Source organism: Clostridium sp. 1001271st1 H5, from assembly GCF_005845215.1.
Lineage (GTDB): Bacteria > Bacillota > Clostridia > Lachnospirales > Lachnospiraceae > Enterocloster.
On the sequence record NZ_SPHO01000012.1, the window covers coordinates 113,843 to 129,358 of the forward strand.

Annotated in this window: 28 protein-coding genes; all 28 read left to right on the forward strand. The window is 46.0% G+C overall.

Features of this window, described 5'->3' with window-relative positions:
- The first annotated feature begins 165 nt into the window (after positions 1-165).
- Entirely contained in the window at positions 166-1,521 is a 1,356-nt protein-coding gene (locus FGS84_RS18450) for a cell wall-binding protein (protein WP_138309913.1), read from the forward strand.
- A 395-nt stretch (positions 1,522-1,916) separates the two neighbouring features.
- Positions 1,917-2,234 (forward strand): 30S ribosomal protein S10, encoded by a 318-nt coding sequence (gene rpsJ / locus FGS84_RS18460; RefSeq protein WP_002566515.1) that lies wholly within the window; start codon positions 1,917-1,919, stop codon positions 2,232-2,234.
- A gap of 191 nt (positions 2,235-2,425) precedes the next feature.
- A complete protein-coding gene (rplC, locus tag FGS84_RS18465; RefSeq protein WP_138309915.1) occupies positions 2,426-3,061 on the forward strand; it encodes a 50S ribosomal protein L3 in 636 nt (211 codons plus the stop codon).
- A 28-nt stretch (positions 3,062-3,089) separates the two neighbouring features.
- Positions 3,090-3,710, forward strand: a complete 621-nt coding sequence (gene rplD, locus FGS84_RS18470) for a 50S ribosomal protein L4 (protein WP_138309916.1) — start codon at positions 3,090-3,092, stop codon at positions 3,708-3,710.
- The gene (rplW, locus tag FGS84_RS18475) at positions 3,710-4,009 is read left to right on the forward strand and encodes a 50S ribosomal protein L23 (protein WP_138309917.1); all 300 of its coding nucleotides are present in this window, start codon (positions 3,710-3,712) and stop codon (positions 4,007-4,009) included. Before rplD ends, rplW begins: the two co-directional genes overlap by 1 nt.
- A 150-nt stretch (positions 4,010-4,159) precedes the next feature.
- Positions 4,160-5,005: a 50S ribosomal protein L2 gene (gene rplB / locus FGS84_RS18480; RefSeq protein WP_027642397.1), complete on the forward strand. Its 846-nt coding sequence runs from the start codon at positions 4,160-4,162 to the stop codon at positions 5,003-5,005.
- Positions 5,006-5,025: 20 nt separating this feature from the next.
- Positions 5,026-5,310, forward strand: coding sequence for a 30S ribosomal protein S19 (gene rpsS / locus FGS84_RS18485; RefSeq protein ID WP_002566510.1), 285 nt, complete (start codon positions 5,026-5,028; stop codon positions 5,308-5,310).
- A 134-nt stretch (positions 5,311-5,444) separates the two neighbouring features.
- Complete coding sequence (gene rplV / locus FGS84_RS18490) at positions 5,445-5,831, forward strand: 50S ribosomal protein L22 (RefSeq protein ID WP_002566509.1); 387 nt, start codon at positions 5,445-5,447, stop codon at positions 5,829-5,831.
- Positions 5,832-5,840: 9 nt separating this feature from the next.
- On the forward strand, positions 5,841-6,497 hold the full coding sequence (gene rpsC, locus FGS84_RS18495; RefSeq protein WP_027642395.1) for a 30S ribosomal protein S3: 657 nt from the start codon (positions 5,841-5,843) through the stop codon (positions 6,495-6,497).
- Positions 6,497-6,934: a 50S ribosomal protein L16 gene (gene rplP / locus FGS84_RS18500; protein WP_002566507.1), complete on the forward strand. Its 438-nt coding sequence runs from the start codon at positions 6,497-6,499 to the stop codon at positions 6,932-6,934. Before rpsC ends, rplP begins: the two co-directional genes overlap by 1 nt.
- On the forward strand, positions 6,924-7,127 hold the full coding sequence (gene rpmC, locus FGS84_RS18505) for a 50S ribosomal protein L29 (RefSeq protein ID WP_138309918.1): 204 nt from the start codon (positions 6,924-6,926) through the stop codon (positions 7,125-7,127). Before rplP ends, rpmC begins: the two co-directional genes overlap by 11 nt.
- Complete coding sequence (gene rpsQ, locus FGS84_RS18510) at positions 7,127-7,402, forward strand: 30S ribosomal protein S17 (RefSeq protein WP_002566505.1); 276 nt, start codon at positions 7,127-7,129, stop codon at positions 7,400-7,402. The genes rpmC and rpsQ overlap by 1 nt, the downstream gene beginning before the upstream one ends.
- 24 nt (positions 7,403-7,426) lie before the next feature.
- Positions 7,427-7,795: a 50S ribosomal protein L14 gene (gene rplN / locus FGS84_RS18515; RefSeq protein WP_002566504.1), complete on the forward strand. Its 369-nt coding sequence runs from the start codon at positions 7,427-7,429 to the stop codon at positions 7,793-7,795.
- Positions 7,796-7,807: 12 nt separating this feature from the next.
- On the forward strand, positions 7,808-8,113 hold the full coding sequence (gene rplX, locus FGS84_RS18520) for a 50S ribosomal protein L24 (protein WP_002576421.1): 306 nt from the start codon (positions 7,808-7,810) through the stop codon (positions 8,111-8,113).
- Between the two features lie 23 nt (positions 8,114-8,136).
- Positions 8,137-8,676 (forward strand): 50S ribosomal protein L5, encoded by a 540-nt coding sequence (gene rplE / locus FGS84_RS18525; protein WP_002566502.1) that lies wholly within the window; start codon positions 8,137-8,139, stop codon positions 8,674-8,676.
- Between the two features lie 16 nt (positions 8,677-8,692).
- Positions 8,693-8,878 (forward strand): type Z 30S ribosomal protein S14, encoded by a 186-nt coding sequence (locus FGS84_RS18530; RefSeq protein ID WP_002566501.1) that lies wholly within the window; start codon positions 8,693-8,695, stop codon positions 8,876-8,878.
- 132 nt (positions 8,879-9,010) lie between these two features.
- A complete protein-coding gene (gene rpsH, locus FGS84_RS18535) occupies positions 9,011-9,412 on the forward strand; it encodes a 30S ribosomal protein S8 (RefSeq protein ID WP_027642391.1) in 402 nt (133 codons plus the stop codon).
- Between the two features lie 73 nt (positions 9,413-9,485).
- Positions 9,486-10,028 (forward strand): 50S ribosomal protein L6, encoded by a 543-nt coding sequence (gene rplF / locus FGS84_RS18540; RefSeq protein WP_138309919.1) that lies wholly within the window; start codon positions 9,486-9,488, stop codon positions 10,026-10,028.
- Between the two features lie 17 nt (positions 10,029-10,045).
- The gene (gene rplR / locus FGS84_RS18545; protein ID WP_027642389.1) at positions 10,046-10,414 is read left to right on the forward strand and encodes a 50S ribosomal protein L18; all 369 of its coding nucleotides are present in this window, start codon (positions 10,046-10,048) and stop codon (positions 10,412-10,414) included.
- Between the two features lie 17 nt (positions 10,415-10,431).
- Positions 10,432-10,941 carry a 30S ribosomal protein S5 gene (gene rpsE, locus FGS84_RS18550; protein WP_002566497.1) on the forward strand — a complete coding sequence of 170 codons (510 nt, stop codon included), beginning with the start codon at positions 10,432-10,434 and terminating at the stop codon, positions 10,939-10,941.
- A gap of 15 nt (positions 10,942-10,956) precedes the next feature.
- Complete coding sequence (rpmD, locus tag FGS84_RS18555) at positions 10,957-11,139, forward strand: 50S ribosomal protein L30 (RefSeq protein WP_027642388.1); 183 nt, start codon at positions 10,957-10,959, stop codon at positions 11,137-11,139.
- Between the two features lie 25 nt (positions 11,140-11,164).
- The gene (gene rplO, locus FGS84_RS18560; protein ID WP_138309920.1) at positions 11,165-11,605 is read left to right on the forward strand and encodes a 50S ribosomal protein L15; all 441 of its coding nucleotides are present in this window, start codon (positions 11,165-11,167) and stop codon (positions 11,603-11,605) included.
- Positions 11,605-12,921, forward strand: a complete 1,317-nt coding sequence (gene secY, locus FGS84_RS18565) for a preprotein translocase subunit SecY (protein WP_138309921.1) — start codon at positions 11,605-11,607, stop codon at positions 12,919-12,921. The genes rplO and secY overlap by 1 nt, the downstream gene beginning before the upstream one ends.
- Positions 12,922-13,217: 296 nt before the next feature.
- On the forward strand, positions 13,218-13,862 hold the full coding sequence (locus FGS84_RS18570; protein WP_138309922.1) for an adenylate kinase: 645 nt from the start codon (positions 13,218-13,220) through the stop codon (positions 13,860-13,862).
- Positions 13,863-13,865: 3 nt separating this feature from the next.
- Positions 13,866-14,612: a type I methionyl aminopeptidase gene (map, locus tag FGS84_RS18575; protein ID WP_138309923.1), complete on the forward strand. Its 747-nt coding sequence runs from the start codon at positions 13,866-13,868 to the stop codon at positions 14,610-14,612.
- A 14-nt stretch (positions 14,613-14,626) separates the two neighbouring features.
- Positions 14,627-14,890 (forward strand): KOW domain-containing RNA-binding protein, encoded by a 264-nt coding sequence (locus FGS84_RS18580; RefSeq protein WP_138309924.1) that lies wholly within the window; start codon positions 14,627-14,629, stop codon positions 14,888-14,890.
- A gap of 13 nt (positions 14,891-14,903) precedes the next feature.
- Positions 14,904-15,122, forward strand: coding sequence for a translation initiation factor IF-1 (infA, locus tag FGS84_RS18585; RefSeq protein ID WP_002566490.1), 219 nt, complete (start codon positions 14,904-14,906; stop codon positions 15,120-15,122).
- Positions 15,123-15,379: 257 nt separating this feature from the next.
- Positions 15,380-15,493: a 50S ribosomal protein L36 gene (gene rpmJ, locus FGS84_RS18590; protein WP_003497809.1), complete on the forward strand. Its 114-nt coding sequence runs from the start codon at positions 15,380-15,382 to the stop codon at positions 15,491-15,493.
- The last annotated feature ends 23 nt before the right edge of the window (positions 15,494-15,516 follow it).

Below are 15,516 nucleotides of genomic sequence, written 5' to 3' on the forward strand. Positions count from 1 at the left end.
CATTTTCGGAAAAATAGGCACGGTTCAGCTAAATTGTAATAGAATTGAAAGATAAATTAGGTTGAATAATTGAGGGAGCCTTGATACAATATACCATAGGATTATCAGCCTCTGTGGAAACAGGGCTGATGTGCGTGAATGCAGATGGGAAGAGGAGCTGAGCATATGAAGAAAAAGATGGTGGCAGTGTGGGCCCTGGCAGCAGTGCTGTCCTTTGGTACGGCTACGATATCTGCCCTGGCGGCAGAGGGCTGGTCTCAATCGGGGAGCACCTGGGTCTACTATGACTCCAATGGGAATAAAATATATAATACATGGAAAAAAGGGGCGGACAACCAGTGGCGCTATCTGAACGGCGAGGGCGTTATGGCCACCAATGCATGGGTTGAGTCTGATTATTACATGGACAGCAACGGTATCATGCTTACGGATAAATGGCTTAAGCTTACCGGCGACCAGGGTGAATATGAGTGGTATTATTTCAGCAGCAGCGGCAAGGTAATTACGGACGCCTGGAAGAAAATTGATAATAAGTGGTACCATTTTAACGGCGACGGCCGTATGGAGATTGGCTGGATTCTGGATGATATGTATTATACCGGTTCTGACGGCGTTATGCGGACAGGCTGGCAGAAGCTGTATCCTCCGGATGACGATGATGATTACAGGGATAAGGTAACGCCGGGGATTGACAGCGTGACCGATGATGACGGCAGGTACTGGTATTACTTTTCCTCCAACGGTAAAAAGTATGCGCCGGACAGTTCGGACGGGGATTATACAGCCCGTAAGATAGATGGAACCTATTACTGTTTTGACGAGAACGGGGCCATGCAGACAGGCTGGAAGAACGTAAAATCCACCACCAATGATTCCATTGAGGATTTCATGTACTTTGGTTCTGACGGCAAGGCCAAGATTGGATGGTATTCCATTGAACCGCCTGAGGAGCTGAGCGGTTATGAGGAAGCGGTGGAGTGGTTTTATTTCACCAACAGCGGCAAGCCCAGGGCAGCTGATTCCGAGCGCCTTACCACCAGCGACATAGTGAAGCTGAACGGCAAGTCTTATCTGTTTAACCACCTGGGAAATCCGGTATATGGACTTAAAAAAGTCTACACCGGCTCCGGCGAGGATGACTGGACGGCATTCTACTTTGGGGATAAGAACAAGAGCTGTGTCCAGAAGGGAAAGATGAAGGTGACCGAGGACGACGGCAACAAGAGCGACTTCTATTTCCTGGACAATGGGCGGGGCGTCAACGGGGTTAAGGATAACTACTTATACTATAAAGGAAAGCTTCAGAAGGCAACAGACGGCCAGAAATACGTATGCTACCGGGTGGAGGGCAGAAACTATGTGGTTAACGCCTCCGGCAAGGTTATGAAGGGCAGCAATGTAAAGAACAGCGACGGAGTTAAGTTCACAACCAACAGTTCCGGGGAGCTGACAAAGGCAGACGATGACAGCGATGTGGATTCTTACGCACAGGAGCCGGTAGAGCCATACTGCACAGAATAAACAGCCGGATGCAGCTGGCTGTATGTGACTGAAATGATTGATTTAAGGAAAGACTTCTATAATAAATGGGGAGTCTTTCCTTTTTATTTTATCAGAACAGCAAGCCGAAAAGAAATAAAAAAAATACTTGCATTTATTTGGAATATGTGCTATCATACAAAGGCTGTGGCATGATAGCGTTGAAGCGTGAGGTTGCTGCCCACAAAGTGAGGCAGGTTTTCCGTGGAGCGAATGTCAAGTTAGGAAACTGGCGACAAGTCACTGTACCAATTAAAGAAACTGCAATGTTAGAGCGCAGAATCAGTGTGGAGTTCTCTTAGGACACACACGGAAACGTGTACAGTCACCGCTTGTCGTACTTGGTTTGAAAGTGCGAAAAGGAGGCGACTTTTTTTATGGCAAGTCAAGTAATGAGAATCACTTTAAAGGCTTATGATCATCAGTTGGTAGATCAGTCTGCCGGAAAAATCATCGAAACTGTAAAGAAAACAGGATCACAGGTGAGCGGACCGGTGCCGTTACCAACCAAGAAAGAGGTAGTAACCATTCTGCGTGCGGTTCATAAGTACAAAGATTCCAGAGAGCAGTTCGAGCAGAGGACTCATAAGAGACTCATCGATATCACAGCTCCAAGCCAGAAGACAGTTGATGCACTGTCCAGACTGGAAATGCCGGCTGGTGTGTACATCGACATCAAGATGAAGACAAAATAATTTATCCCGAAGATTTTGTTTTCAAGCAAAATGTTTATATCCTGAAGGGTTTAAATATAGAAGCAACACTGCATTTCCTGTTGAGGAATCAACATACCGCCAGGCGGTTCATAGTGTTCCACGTATATTAGGCTGTTCTAGGATGAATGCGAAAGCATTCCGCTGTAGATCATGAAACAGGAGGTAAGACAATGAAGAAAGCGATTTTGGCAACAAAAGTCGGAATGACCCAGATTTTCAATGAAAATGGTGCTTTAATTCCGGTAACCGTACTTCAGGCAGGACCTTGTGTGGTAACACAGGTTAAGACAGCTGAGAACGATGGTTACAAAGCAGTACAGGTTGGTTTCGTTGACAAGAGGGACAAACTGGTCAGCAAGCCCCAGAAAGGCCATTTTGATAAGGCCGGCGTTTCTTACAAGAGGTTTGTAAGAGAATTCAAGTTTGAGAATGCGGAAGAGTATTCCGTTAAGGATGAGATTAAGGCAGACATCTTCGCTGCAGGCGATAAGATTGATGCAACCGCTATTTCCAAGGGTAAAGGCTTCCAGGGCGCCATCAAGAGATTTGGACAGCACAGAGGACCTATGGCACATGGTTCCAAGTTCCACCGCCATCAGGGTTCCAACGGTTCCGCTACAACCCCAGGCCGCGTATTCAAGGGCAAGGGAATGCCGGGTCACATGGGCAGCAAGCAGATTACCGTTCAGAATCTGGAGGTTGTCAAGGTTGATGTTGACAATAACCTGATTCTTGTTAAGGGCGCAGTACCAGGACCAAAGAAGAGCCTGGTAACAATCAAAGAAACCGTTAAGGTTGAAAGGTAAGCTTTTATAGGAAAGGAGGAACACACAAATGGCAAACGTATCTGTTTACAATATGGAAGGTAAAGAAGTTGGCACATTAGAACTGAACGATGCCGTGTTCGGTGTAGAAGTTAACGAGCACCTGGTACATCTTGCAGTTGTTGCACAGCTTGCAAATAAACGTCAGGGAACACAGAAAGCAAAGACACGTTCTGAGGTTTCCGGCGGCGGCAGAAAGCCGTGGAGACAGAAGGGAACCGGTCATGCAAGACAGGGTTCAACCAGGTCTCCTCAGTGGAAGGGCGGCGGCGTAGTATTCGCTCCGACACCAAGGGATTACACAATCAGACTGAACAAGAAGGAAAAGAGAGCTGCACTCAGGTCTGCTCTGACCAGCCGTGTTCAGGATAACAAGTTTATCGTAGTAGATGAGCTTAAGTTTGACGAGATTAAGACCAGGAAGTTCCAGAATGTCATGGATAACCTGAAGGTATCCAAGGCTCTGGTGGTTCTGGCTGACAATAATCAGAATACAGTATTATCTGCAAGGAACATTGCAGGCGTTAAGACCTCCCAGGTCGGCTCCATCAACGTATACGACATTCTGAAGTACAACACAGTAGTGGCTACCAAGGCTGCTGTTGCATCCATCGAGGAGGTGTACGCATAATGGCAGATATCAAGTACTATGACGTCATTTTAAAACCAGTCATCACTGAGAAGAGCATGAATGCCATGGGCGATAAGAAGTATACTTTCATGGTACATGTAGACGCTAACAAGTCTATGATTAAAGAGGCTGTTGAGAAGATGTTCCCAGGCACCAAGGTTGCCAGCGTGAACACCATGAACTGCGAAGGCAAGACCAAGAGAAGGGGAATGACCTTCGGCAAGACAGCTGCTTCCAAGAAAGCAATCATTAAGCTGACAGAAGACAGCAAAGAGATTGAAATTTTCCAGGGGCTGTAATTGCCTGTTGCGGTTAAGAATGCCTTAATCCAACAAAACATTTACCCGCCGGATACATCCGGACGGAGAACTTATACGGCATCCGGGATATCCAGATATCCCAACCAAAGCCATACGCCGTGAAAAGAAAAAGAAAAGGAGTTAAATGTCATGGGAATTAAGAAGTATAATGCTTATACACCTTCCAGAAGACATATGACCGGTTCTGATTTCAAGGAAATCACAAAGAGCACTCCGGAGAAATCACTGGTAGTATCTCTGAACAAGAACGCAGGTCGTAACAATCAGGGTAAAATCACTGTACGTCACAGAGGCGGCGGCAGCAGAAGAAAATATAGAATCATTGATTTTAAGAGAAACAGCAAGGATGGCATCCCCGCAACTGTTATCGGTATCGAGTATGACCCCAACAGAACTGCCAACATCGCTTTGATTTGCTATGCAGACGGCGAGAAGGCATACATCCTGGCGCCACAGGGCTTAACCGACGGCATGAAGGTTATGAGCGGCGATACAGCAGAGGCTAAGCTTGGAAACTGCATGCCGCTGTATCACATCCCGGTTGGTACCCAGGTGCACAACATTGAGTTATATCCTGGCAAGGGCGGCCAGTTAGTCCGTTCCGCCGGCAATTCAGCACAGCTGATGGCTAAGGAAGGCAAGTATGCCACCTTACGTTTACCTTCAGGTGAAATGAGAATGGTTCCAATCATCTGCCGCGCAACAATCGGTGTTGTAGGCAATGGTGAGCACTCCCTGATTAACATTGGTAAAGCTGGCAGGAAGCGCAACATGGGTATCAGACCTACGGTCCGCGGTTCCGTCATGAACCCCAACGACCATCCGCACGGTGGTGGTGAAGGCAAGTGTGGTATCGGACGTCCGGGTCCATGCACACCATGGGGCAAGCCTGCTCTGGGTCTGAAGACCAGAAAGAAAAACAAGCAGTCTAACAAGTTAATCGTAAGAAGACGTGATGGCAGAACCATCAAATAGTTAAAGGAGGTTAAGAACACATGGCTCGTTCACTGAAAAAAGGACCATTTGCAGATGCGCATCTGTTAAAGAAAGTAGACGCTATGAATGCAGCAGGACAGAAGCAGGTAATCAAGACCTGGTCCCGCCGTTCTACAATCTTCCCTCAGATGGTTGGTCACACAATTGCAGTTCATGACGGCAGGAAACACGTTCCGGTATATGTAACCGAAGATATGGTAGGACATAAGCTGGGCGAATTCGTAGCAACCAGAACCTACAGAGGTCACGGCAAAGACGAGAAGAAGTCCGGCGTGAGAAAGTAATCCACGGAAATTGAAATACCCTTCGGGTATACAATTATGCCTTGAAAAGAAGGGGCGTCAGAGTTGAAATACCCTCCGGGTATACCATTATGCCCGGCAGAAAAGGGCTTTAGATTTGAAAGGAGGTTTTACCAATGGCAAAAGGACATAGATCCCAAGTCAAGAGAGAAAGAAATGCCCAGAAGGACACAAGACCCAGCGCAACATTATCTTACGCAAGAGTGTCTGTCCAGAAGGCTTGCTTTGTATTAGATGCCATCAGAGGCAAAGATTTACAGACCGCACTTGGTATTGTAACTTACAATCCCAGATACGCTTCCAGCTTAATCAAGAAGTTACTGGAATCAGCAGCAGCAAATGCTGAGAACAATAACGGAATGGACCCGGCAAAACTTTATGTTGAAGAGTGCTACGCCAACCAGGGACCAACCATGAAGAGAGTCAGACCAAGAGCTCAGGGACGTGCTTACAGAATCGAGAAGAGAATGAGCCACATCACTGTTGTTCTGAATGAGAGATAGGAGGCAAATATGGGACAGAAAGTTAATCCACACGGCTTAAGAGTCGGTGTTATTAAAGACTGGGATTCCAAGTGGTATGCAGAAGCTGATTTTGCTGACTGCCTGGTTGAAGATTACAATATGAGAAAGTTCCTGAAAAAGAGACTGTTCAGTGCCGGCATTTCCAAGATTGAAATTGAGCGTGCATCTGACAGGGTTAAGATTATCATCTACACCGCTAAGCCAGGCGTGGTTATCGGTAAGGGTGGTTCTGAAATCGAGAAGCTGAAGAAGGAAGTTCAGAAGCTGACCGACAAGAAGCTGTTCATCGACATCAAGGAAATCAAGCGTCCTGACAGGGATGCACAGCTGGTTGCAGAGTCCATCGCAGGACAGCTGGAAAACCGTGTTTCCTTCCGCCGTGCAATGAAGTCCACCATGGGCAGAACCATGAAGGCTGGCGTTAAGGGTATCAAGACCGCAGTTGCAGGCCGCCTGGGTGGAGCTGATATGGCACGTACCGAATTCTACAGCGAAGGTACCATCCCGCTTCAGACATTAAGAGCAGATATTGACTATGGTTTCGCAGAAGCAGATACCACCTACGGCAAGATTGGCGTTAAGGTATGGATCTACAAGGGCGAAGTTCTTCCTACTAAAGGAAACAAGGAAGGGAGCGATAAATAATGTTAATGCCTAAGAGAGTTAAGCGTCGTAAGCAGTTCCGTGGTTCCATGGCCGGTAAGGCATTAAGAGGCAACACGATTTCTAACGGCGAGTACGGTTTAGTCTCCACTGAACCATGTTGGATTAAATCAAACCAGATTGAGGCTGCCCGTGTGGCCATGACCCGTTACATCAAGCGTGGCGGTAAAGTCTGGATTAAGATTTTCCCGGATAAACCTGTAACAGCAAAGCCAGCAGAAACCCGTATGGGTTCCGGTAAAGGCGCTCTGGAGTACTGGGTAGCAGTTGTAAAGCCAGGCCGCGTATTATTCGAAATCGCTGGCGTACCAGAGGAAACAGCTAGAGAAGCTCTGCGTCTTGCTATGCACAAGCTGCCATGCAAGTGTAAGATTGTTTCTAAAGCAGATTTAGAAGGCGGTGATAACAGTGAAAACTAATAAATTAGTAGAAGAGTTAAAGAACAAGTCAGCAAATGAGCTGAATGAAGAGTTAGTAGCTGCGAAGAAGGAACTGTTCAATTTGAGATTCCAGAATGCAACCAATCAGCTGGATAACACCTCCAGGATTAAAGAAGTTCGCAAGAACATTGCCAGAATCCAGACTGTTATCACTGAGAAGGCTAACGCATAATGCGAAAGGAGACATTTACCGTGGAAAGAAATTTAAGAAAGACCCGTACCGGTAAAGTGGTCAGCAACAAGATGGATAAGACCATTGTGGTTGCTATCGAGGACCATGTAAAACATCCTGTAATCGGTAAGATTGTTAAGAAGACTGTTAAGTTAAAAGCTCATGATGAAAAGAATGAGTGCACTATCGGTGATACAGTTAAAGTAATGGAAACAAGACCACTGTCCAAGGATAAGAGATGGAGACTTGTTGAGATTATCGAGAAAGCTAGATAATGAGATGAGGAAGGAGTAACAGGTATGGTTCAGCAGGAAACAAGACTTAAAGTTGCCGACAATACCGGTGCAAAAGAACTTCTCTGCATCCGTGTATTAGGTGGTTCAACCAGAAGATATGCAAATATCGGTGATATCATCGTTGCTTCCGTTAAAGATGCAACACCAGGCGGTGTTGTAAAGAAGGGCGATGTTGTAAAGGCTGTAGTGGTACGTACCGTTAAGGGCGCACGCCGTAAAGACGGTTCTTACATCAGATTTGATGAGAATGCAGCAGTAATTATTAAGGACGACAAGACTCCAAGAGGAACTCGTATCTTTGGGCCTGTAGCAAGAGAATTAAGAGACAAACAGTTCATGAAGATTGTCTCCTTAGCTCCCGAAGTATTATAAGGAGGTGTTACTGTGAATAAGATTAAGAAGGACGACTTAGTAGTCGTAATCGCAGGTAAAGATAAAGATAAGCAGGGAAAAGTTATCTCTGTTGATACAAAGAAGAACAAAATTCTGGTTCAGGGCTGCAACATGGTTACCAAGCACACAAAGCAGGCTCCCGGCAACCCGCAGGGCGGCATCGTTAACCAGGAAGCTCCTATTGATATCTCCAATGTAATGCTGGTAGTAGACGGCAAGGCAACCAGGGTCGGATTTGAAGAAAAAGACGGCAAGAAGGTTCGCGTAGCAAAGACAACCGGCAAAGTAATCGACTAATTCAGGAGAGGAGGAAAAAAACGTTGGCTAGATTAAAAGAACAGTATCAGAACGAGATGGTAGACGCTCTGATGAAAAAATTTGGATACAAGAACGTTATGCAGGTGCCGAAGCTTGATAAGATTGTTATCAACATGGGCGTAGGCGAAGCAAAGGAAAATGCCAAGGTTCTGGATTCTGCTGTAAGGGATTTGGAAATCATCTCCGGACAGAAGGCTATAACCACCAAGGCAAAGAAGTCCATTGCTAACTTTAAGCTCCGTGAAGGCATGGCAATCGGCTGCAAGGTAACACTGCGCGGCGAGAGAATGTATGAATTCCTTGACCGTCTGGTAAACCTGGCACTGCCCCGTGTACGTGACTTTAGAGGTGTTAACCCTAACGCATTTGATGGCAGGGGAAACTATGCGCTCGGTATCAAAGAGCAGCTTATCTTCCCTGAGATTGAGTACGACAAAGTTGACAAGGTAAGAGGTATGGATATCATCTTCGTTACCACCGCTAAGACTGACGAAGAAGCTCGTGAACTTTTGACATTATTCAATATGCCGTTTGCAAAATAGTTAGGAGGAAACTTTCATGGCTAAGACTTCAATGAAGATTAAACAGCAGCGTCCGGCTAAATTCTCCACCAGAGAGTACAACCGCTGCAGAATCTGTGGCCGTCCACATGCATACTTAAGAAAATACGGCATCTGCCGTATCTGTTTCCGCGAGTTGGCATACAAGGGGCAGATTCCTGGCGTTAAGAAAGCTAGCTGGTAGGCATTAAGCACTTAGTGAGGTAGTTCACGAACTTAGTGCGAAAGCCGATACTCCGAACGCAGGGAGGAGTATATTCCCCATGAAACGCAGTGGGGAACAGGAGAATATTTATAGAGAAGGAGGCATTTTAAAATGACAATGAGCGATCCGATTGCAGATATGCTTACAAGAATCCGTAATGCAAATACTGCAAAACATGATACAGTAGACGTACCTTCATCCAAGATGAAAATAGCTATCGCTGACATCCTGGTAAAAGAGGGTTATGTTGCAAAGTACGACATGGTAGAGGACGGCGGTTTCGCAACCATCAGAATCACCTTAAAGTATGGCAAAGATAAGAACGAGAAAATCATTTCCGGTATCAAGAGAATCTCCAAACCGGGTCTGCGTGTATACGCTAACAAGGAAGAGCTTCCCAAGGTGCTGGGCGGACTTGGTACCGCTATCATTTCCACCAATCAGGGCGTGATTACAGATAAGGAAGCACGTCAGTTAGGCGTTGGCGGCGAAGTATTGGCATTTGTTTGGTAATGGTGAGATAGAGGAAACTGAAAACAGAAGGAACGCACAGTTCCTTCCGAGAATTTAAGTAGGAGGTAAAGGCATGTCACGTATAGGTAGAATGCCAGTTGCGGTTCCGGCAGGAGTTACTGTTACAATCGCAGAAGGAAACAAAGTGACTGTAAAAGGTCCAAAGGGAACATTAGAGAGAGAACTCCCAGTAGAGATGTCCATCGAGCAGAAAGACGGACAGATTATCGTAAGCAGACCAAACGATTTAAAGAAGATGAAATCTTTACATGGTCTGACCAGAACCCTGGTTAACAACATGATTCATGGTGTTACAGAAGGGTATGAGAAAGTTCTTGAAGTTAACGGTGTTGGTTACAGAGCCGCTAAGCAGGGCAAGAAGCTTACCCTGAACCTGGGCTATTCCCATCCGGTAGAGATGGAAGACCCGGAGGGCATCGAGACCGTTATGGAAGGTCAGAACAAGATTATCGTTAAAGGTATCAGTAAAGAAAAAGTTGGCCAATACGCTGCTGAAATCAGAGACAAGAGAAGACCTGAGCCATACAAGGGCAAGGGTATCAAGTATGCTGACGAGGTTATCAGACGTAAAGTTGGTAAGACTGGTAAGAAATAATTAAGGAGAGTGTAAAAATGGTTAACAAACAGTCAAGAAGCGAAATTCGCGTAAAGAAACACAACAGAATGCGTAACCGTTTTGCTGGCACAGCAGAGAGACCGCGTCTGGCAGTGTTTAGAAGTAATAATCATATGTATGCTCAAATTATCGACGATACGGTTGGTAACACCTTGGTTGCTGCTTCCACAGTTGAGAAAGAAGTAAAGGCTGAACTGGAGAAGACCAACGATAAGGCAGCTGCAGCATATGTAGGTACAGTCATTGCAAAGAGAGCCCTTGAAAAAGGTATCAAGGAAGTTGTTTTCGATAGAGGCGGCTTTATATATCAGGGCAAAATTCAGGCATTAGCAGATGCAGCCCGCGAGGCTGGTCTGGATTTCTAATAGAGAGGAGAACAAGCATGAAGCGTACAATTATTGATGCCAGTCAGATGGAGCTGAATGACAAAGTAGTGGCAATCAAGAGAGTATCCAAGACTGTTAAAGGTGGACGTACCATGAGATTTTCCGCTCTGGTAGTAGTTGGTGACGGCAATGGCCACGTTGGCGCAGGTTTAGGAAAGGCCGGCGAGGTTCCGGAGGCTATCCGCAAAGGTAAAGAAGCCGCAATTAAGAATCTGGTAGAGATTCCTGTAGATGAGAATAAGAGTATCCCACATGATTTTATCGGTAAATTCGGAAGTGCAGCTGTTCTGTTGAAGAGAGCTCCTGAAGGTACTGGTGTTATTGCCGGCGGTCCAGCGCGTTCCGTACTGGAGATGGCAGGAATCAAGAACATCCGTACAAAATCTTTAGGGTCCAATAACAAGACAAATGTAGTCCTTGCAACTCTTGCAGGCCTTACTTCCTTAAAGACTCCGGAAGAATTCGCAAGACTGCGCGGCAAATCTGTGGAAGAAATCGTAGGCTAATAGGAGGAGAAAGACATGGCAGAGAAATTAAAAATCACATTAGTCAAGTCCCCTATCGGTGCTGTTCCAAAGCAGAAAGCAACGGTTAAGGCTCTTGGACTGACCAAGATGCACAAGACGGTTGAGATGCCAGATAATGGCGCTGTCAGAGGCATGGTCGCAGCAGTGCGGCATTTAGTAAAAGTGGAAGAAATCTAATCAGATAAAGTAAGGAGGTGCAGTCATGGAGTTATCAAATTTACAGCCTGCTGCAGGTTCAAAGCACAGCGATAATTTTAGAAAAGGCCGTGGCCACGGTTCAGGTAATGGTAAGACCGCTGGTAAGGGCCATAAGGGTCAGAAAGCTCGTTCCGGAGCAACAAGACCTGGCTTTGAAGGCGGACAGATGCCTTTATACAGACGTCTGCCAAAGCGTGGTTTCACTAATATGAATTCTAAGACCATTGTTGGTATTAACGTAAGCGCTCTGGAAAGGTTCGATAATGATGCTGAGGTTACGGTTGAGACCTTAATCGAGGCTGGCATCGTTAAGAATCCAAGAGATGGTGTAAAGATTCTTGGAAATGGAGAATTAACCAAAAAGCTGACCGTTAAGGTTAATGCATTCAGTGAAGGTGCAAAATCTAAAATCGAAGCTTTAGGTGGAACCTGCGAGGTGATCTAATGTTTAAAACGATCAGAAATGCATTCAAGGTAAAAGAGCTTCGCACTAAGATTCTCTATACCTTCATGATGCTGGTGGTCATCCGTTTTGGCAGCCAGCTGCCGATTCCTGGAATTGAAACATCGTTCTTTGCGAATTGGTTTGCGAAACAGACAACGGATGTGTTTGGCTTCTTTAATGCCATGACAGGTGGTTCATTTTCATCTATGTCCATCTTTGCCCTGAGCATTACGCCATACATCACATCTTCCATCATCATCCAGCTGCTGACCATTGCGATTCCTAAACTGGAAGAGCTGCAGAAGGATGGCGAGGACGGAAGAAAGAAGATTCAGGAATACACCCGTTACACCACCGTGGGCCTGGCACTGATTGAATCAAGTGCCATGGCCATCGGCTTCGGACGTCAGGGACTTCTTATAGACTATAATGCGTGGAACATCATCATCGCCATTGTAACCATGACAACGGGCAGTGCCCTGCTCATGTGGATTGGCGAGCAGATTACGGAAAAGGGCGTTGGAAACGGTATCTCAATTGTACTGTTGTTCAACATCCTGTCCAGTGTGCCGGATGATATGAAGACCCTTTATTACCGTTTTATTTTCGGACAGACGGTTACAAAGATGATTTTCAGTGTTGTAGTGATTGCCCTGGTTATCCTGGCTATGGTAGTTTTCGTTATCGTGCTGAACGATGCGGAGAGAAGAATTCCGGTCCAGTATTCCAAGAAGATGGTTGGCCGTAAGATGGTTGGCGGACAGGCTTCCAACATCCCACTGAAGATAAATACCGCAGGTGTTATGCCGGTAATCTTTGCTTCTTCCATCATGTCATTCCCGGTGGTGATTTCTCAGTTCTTTACGATTGACCCAAATTCCATCGGCAGTAAGATTCTGATGGTACTCAATTCGGGTTCATGGTGCAGGCCTGAGTATCCTATATACTCCATCGGCCTGGTGATTTATATTGCATTGCTGATTATGTTTGCTTACTTCTATACGTCCATTACCTTTAATCCGTTGGAAGTGGCCAATAACATGAAGAAGCAGGGCGGCTTCATCCCAGGCATCCGTCCTGGCAAGCCAACCAGCGATTATTTGAATAAGATATTGAATTATATTGTTTTTATTGGTGCATGCGGCCTGATAGTCATTGCGATTGTTCCGATTCTTGCGTCCGGTTTACTCAATGTGAGCCGAATCTCATTTTCCGGAACTTCCCTGATTATTATTGTGGGCGTTGTGCTTGAGACAATCAAAGCAGTAGAATCTCAGATGCTTGTGCGTTATTATAAGGGATTTTTGAACGATTAACAACCACAGTTGAATCAATCAATCTGCCTTTGTGGTATTCCACAGGGGCGGATTTGTTGTATTTATAGCATATTGCTAAGTGCTCATAACGAACCGCTGCACTAAGTTCGTGGAAGACCTCACTAAGTGCCAGCGGCATGTATCGCATGTAAGCGGCTAGAATACAGCCGCTAAGTGCTCATAACGAGCCACTCCACTAGGTTCGTGGAGGACCTCACCAAGTGGAGATGACATGTATCGCACGTAAGCGGCCAAAAGACACCCGCTAAGTGCTCATAACGAGGAGGATTGGTTGTATGAAGATTATCATGTTAGGCGCACCTGGTGCAGGTAAGGGCACTCAGGCTAAAAAGATTGCAGCAAAATATCAGATTCCCCATATCTCGACCGGGGATATATTCCGGGCCAATATTAAGAACGGCACGGAGCTGGGTATGAAAGCTAAGTCCTATATGGATGCAGGCGGCCTTGTGCCGGATGAAATCACCATCGGCATGCTGCTTGACCGTATTCATGAGGCGGACTGCAAAAACGGATATGTACTGGACGGATTCCCAAGGACTATTCCCCAGGCAGAGAGTCTTACAAAGGCCCTGGGCGACATGGGAGAGGCCATTGACTATGCAATCAACGTGGATGTCCCTGATGAGAACATCATAAACCGTATGTCCGGACGCCGCGCATGCCTTTCCTGCGGGGCAACATATCATATCGTATACAATCCGCCTAAAAAAGAGGGAATCTGCGATGTATGCGGCCAGCAGCTGGTACTTAGGGATGATGATAAACCTGAAACTGTTAAAAAGCGTCTTGATGTCTATCATGACCAGACCCAGCCTCTCATAGAGTATTATAAAAAGGCAGGCGTTTTAGCCGAGGTAGATGGCACATTGGATATGGAAGAAGTATTCCAGGCCATTGTCAGGATTTTAGGAGCATAAAGAATGGTAACGATTAAATCAGAACGGGAAATTGAATTAATGCGGGAAGCAGGGCGTATACTTGCAAAGGTCCATGAGGAGCTTGGCAAGAGTCTGGCACCGGGTATGTCTACCAAAGAAATCGACCGGATGTGTGAAGATATGATAAGAAGTCATGGATGTGTTCCATCCTTTCTGAATTATCAGGGTTTTCCGGCATCTGTGTGTATATCCATCAACGATGAGGTGGTTCACGGCATTCCGGATAAGCACCGCTATCTGGAAGAAGGCGATATCGTCAGCCTGGATACAGGCGTTATATGGAAGGGATATCAGTCCGATGCAGCCAGGACCCATATGATTGGAGAAGTGAGTGAGGAGGCCAGGAAACTGGTAGAGGTGACCCAGCAGAGCTTTTTTGAAGGTATAAAGTACGCAAAAGCGGGCAATCATCTCAATGATATTTCCAAAGCCATTCAGGAATATGCAGAGAGCTTTGGCTTCGGAGTGGTCCGGGACCTGGTAGGTCACGGAATCGGTACGGAGATGCACGAAGCACCGGAGATTCCAAATTTCGCCCAGCGCCGTAAAGGCATTAAGCTGGCTGCCGGAATGACACTCGCAATTGAACCTATGATTACTGCAGGGCGCTATGATGTAGTATGGGAGGATGACGGCTGGACCGTTGTGACAGAGGACGGCTCTCTGGCATCCCATTATGAGAACACCATCCTGATTACGGATGGCGAACCTGAGATTTTATCGCTGTAGTTTGAGGTGGCCCTATGGTAGAGTTTAAGGAAGCCGGCCTGGTAAAGAGCTTAGCAGGTCACGACAAAAATGAACTGTATATCATAATCAGTGTCCAAGGGGAATATGTTTATCTGTCAGACGGCAGGAAACACCCTTTAAGTAAACAGAAACGCAAGAACAGGAAACACTTGCAGCTCATAAATGAGCACGATGAAACCTTAAGGAAGAAGCTTACAGAAGGCGCGGCGGTGAGGGATGAAGAGATAGCAGGCTTCATCCGCAGCCGCAGGCAGTAGGAGGTAAAATAGAATGTCAAAAGCAGACGTAATTGAAATTGAAGGAACCGTAATTGAAAAATTGCCCAACGCCATGTTCCAGGTTGAACTGGAAAACGGCCATCAGGTACTGGCGCATATCAGCGGAAAGCTCCGTATGAACTATATCCGCATCCTGCCGGGAGATAAAGTAACCATTGAGCTGTCGCCATATGATTTATCCAAGGGCAGAATCATTTGGAGAGATAAATAAGAGGCGTTTTTCGGAGCGCTGTCCAGGCACATCCCGGCGCAGCCCGGGTGTCCCGGAGATACGGTGAAGCAGTATGCCGGCTGCTTCGGGACAGAGTAAAAACAGAGTTCAGTTTTCCGGCGGGTACAGTCATGTAATGCACCGGCTGGCCGGGAAAAGAACATAAAACACAATAGATAAAAAAGTGCTTGCATTATTGCTAAATGTTTGATATAATGCTTTAGCAACTTTGTTGGTCTATAGAAAGGAGAATTACTGTGAAGGTTAGATCATCCGTAAAGCCGATCTGCGAAAAATGCAAGATCATAAAGAGAAAAGGCAGTATCAGAGTAATTTGTGAAAATCCAAAGCATAAACAGAGACAAGGTTAATTAAAATTAGGAGGTGTACTACA

Coding starts and splice junctions, on each gene's coding strand:
- FGS84_RS18450 (WP_138309913.1), top strand. CDS start 166: ATGAAGAAAAAGATGGTGGCAGTGTGGGCCCTGGCAGCAGTGCTGTCC.
- rpsJ (WP_002566515.1), top strand. CDS start 1,917: ATGGCAAGTCAAGTAATGAGAATCACTTTAAAGGCTTATGATCATCAG.
- rplC (WP_138309915.1), top strand. CDS start 2,426: ATGAAGAAAGCGATTTTGGCAACAAAAGTCGGAATGACCCAGATTTTC.
- rplD (WP_138309916.1), top strand. CDS start 3,090: ATGGCAAACGTATCTGTTTACAATATGGAAGGTAAAGAAGTTGGCACA.
- rplW (WP_138309917.1), top strand. CDS start 3,710: ATGGCAGATATCAAGTACTATGACGTCATTTTAAAACCAGTCATCACT.
- rplB (WP_027642397.1), top strand. CDS start 4,160: ATGGGAATTAAGAAGTATAATGCTTATACACCTTCCAGAAGACATATG.
- rpsS (WP_002566510.1), top strand. CDS start 5,026: ATGGCTCGTTCACTGAAAAAAGGACCATTTGCAGATGCGCATCTGTTA.
- rplV (WP_002566509.1), top strand. CDS start 5,445: ATGGCAAAAGGACATAGATCCCAAGTCAAGAGAGAAAGAAATGCCCAG.
- rpsC (WP_027642395.1), top strand. CDS start 5,841: ATGGGACAGAAAGTTAATCCACACGGCTTAAGAGTCGGTGTTATTAAA.
- rplP (WP_002566507.1), top strand. CDS start 6,497: ATGTTAATGCCTAAGAGAGTTAAGCGTCGTAAGCAGTTCCGTGGTTCC.
- rpsQ (WP_002566505.1), top strand. CDS start 7,127: ATGCGAAAGGAGACATTTACCGTGGAAAGAAATTTAAGAAAGACCCGT.
- rplN (WP_002566504.1), top strand. CDS start 7,427: ATGGTTCAGCAGGAAACAAGACTTAAAGTTGCCGACAATACCGGTGCA.
- FGS84_RS18530 (WP_002566501.1), top strand. CDS start 8,693: ATGGCTAAGACTTCAATGAAGATTAAACAGCAGCGTCCGGCTAAATTC.
- rpsH (WP_027642391.1), top strand. CDS start 9,011: ATGACAATGAGCGATCCGATTGCAGATATGCTTACAAGAATCCGTAAT.
- rplF (WP_138309919.1), top strand. CDS start 9,486: ATGTCACGTATAGGTAGAATGCCAGTTGCGGTTCCGGCAGGAGTTACT.
- rplR (WP_027642389.1), top strand. CDS start 10,046: ATGGTTAACAAACAGTCAAGAAGCGAAATTCGCGTAAAGAAACACAAC.
- rpsE (WP_002566497.1), top strand. CDS start 10,432: ATGAAGCGTACAATTATTGATGCCAGTCAGATGGAGCTGAATGACAAA.
- rpmD (WP_027642388.1), top strand. CDS start 10,957: ATGGCAGAGAAATTAAAAATCACATTAGTCAAGTCCCCTATCGGTGCT.
- rplO (WP_138309920.1), top strand. CDS start 11,165: ATGGAGTTATCAAATTTACAGCCTGCTGCAGGTTCAAAGCACAGCGAT.
- secY (WP_138309921.1), top strand. CDS start 11,605: ATGTTTAAAACGATCAGAAATGCATTCAAGGTAAAAGAGCTTCGCACT.
- FGS84_RS18570 (WP_138309922.1), top strand. CDS start 13,218: ATGAAGATTATCATGTTAGGCGCACCTGGTGCAGGTAAGGGCACTCAG.
- map (WP_138309923.1), top strand. CDS start 13,866: ATGGTAACGATTAAATCAGAACGGGAAATTGAATTAATGCGGGAAGCA.
- FGS84_RS18580 (WP_138309924.1), top strand. CDS start 14,627: ATGGTAGAGTTTAAGGAAGCCGGCCTGGTAAAGAGCTTAGCAGGTCAC.
- infA (WP_002566490.1), top strand. CDS start 14,904: ATGTCAAAAGCAGACGTAATTGAAATTGAAGGAACCGTAATTGAAAAA.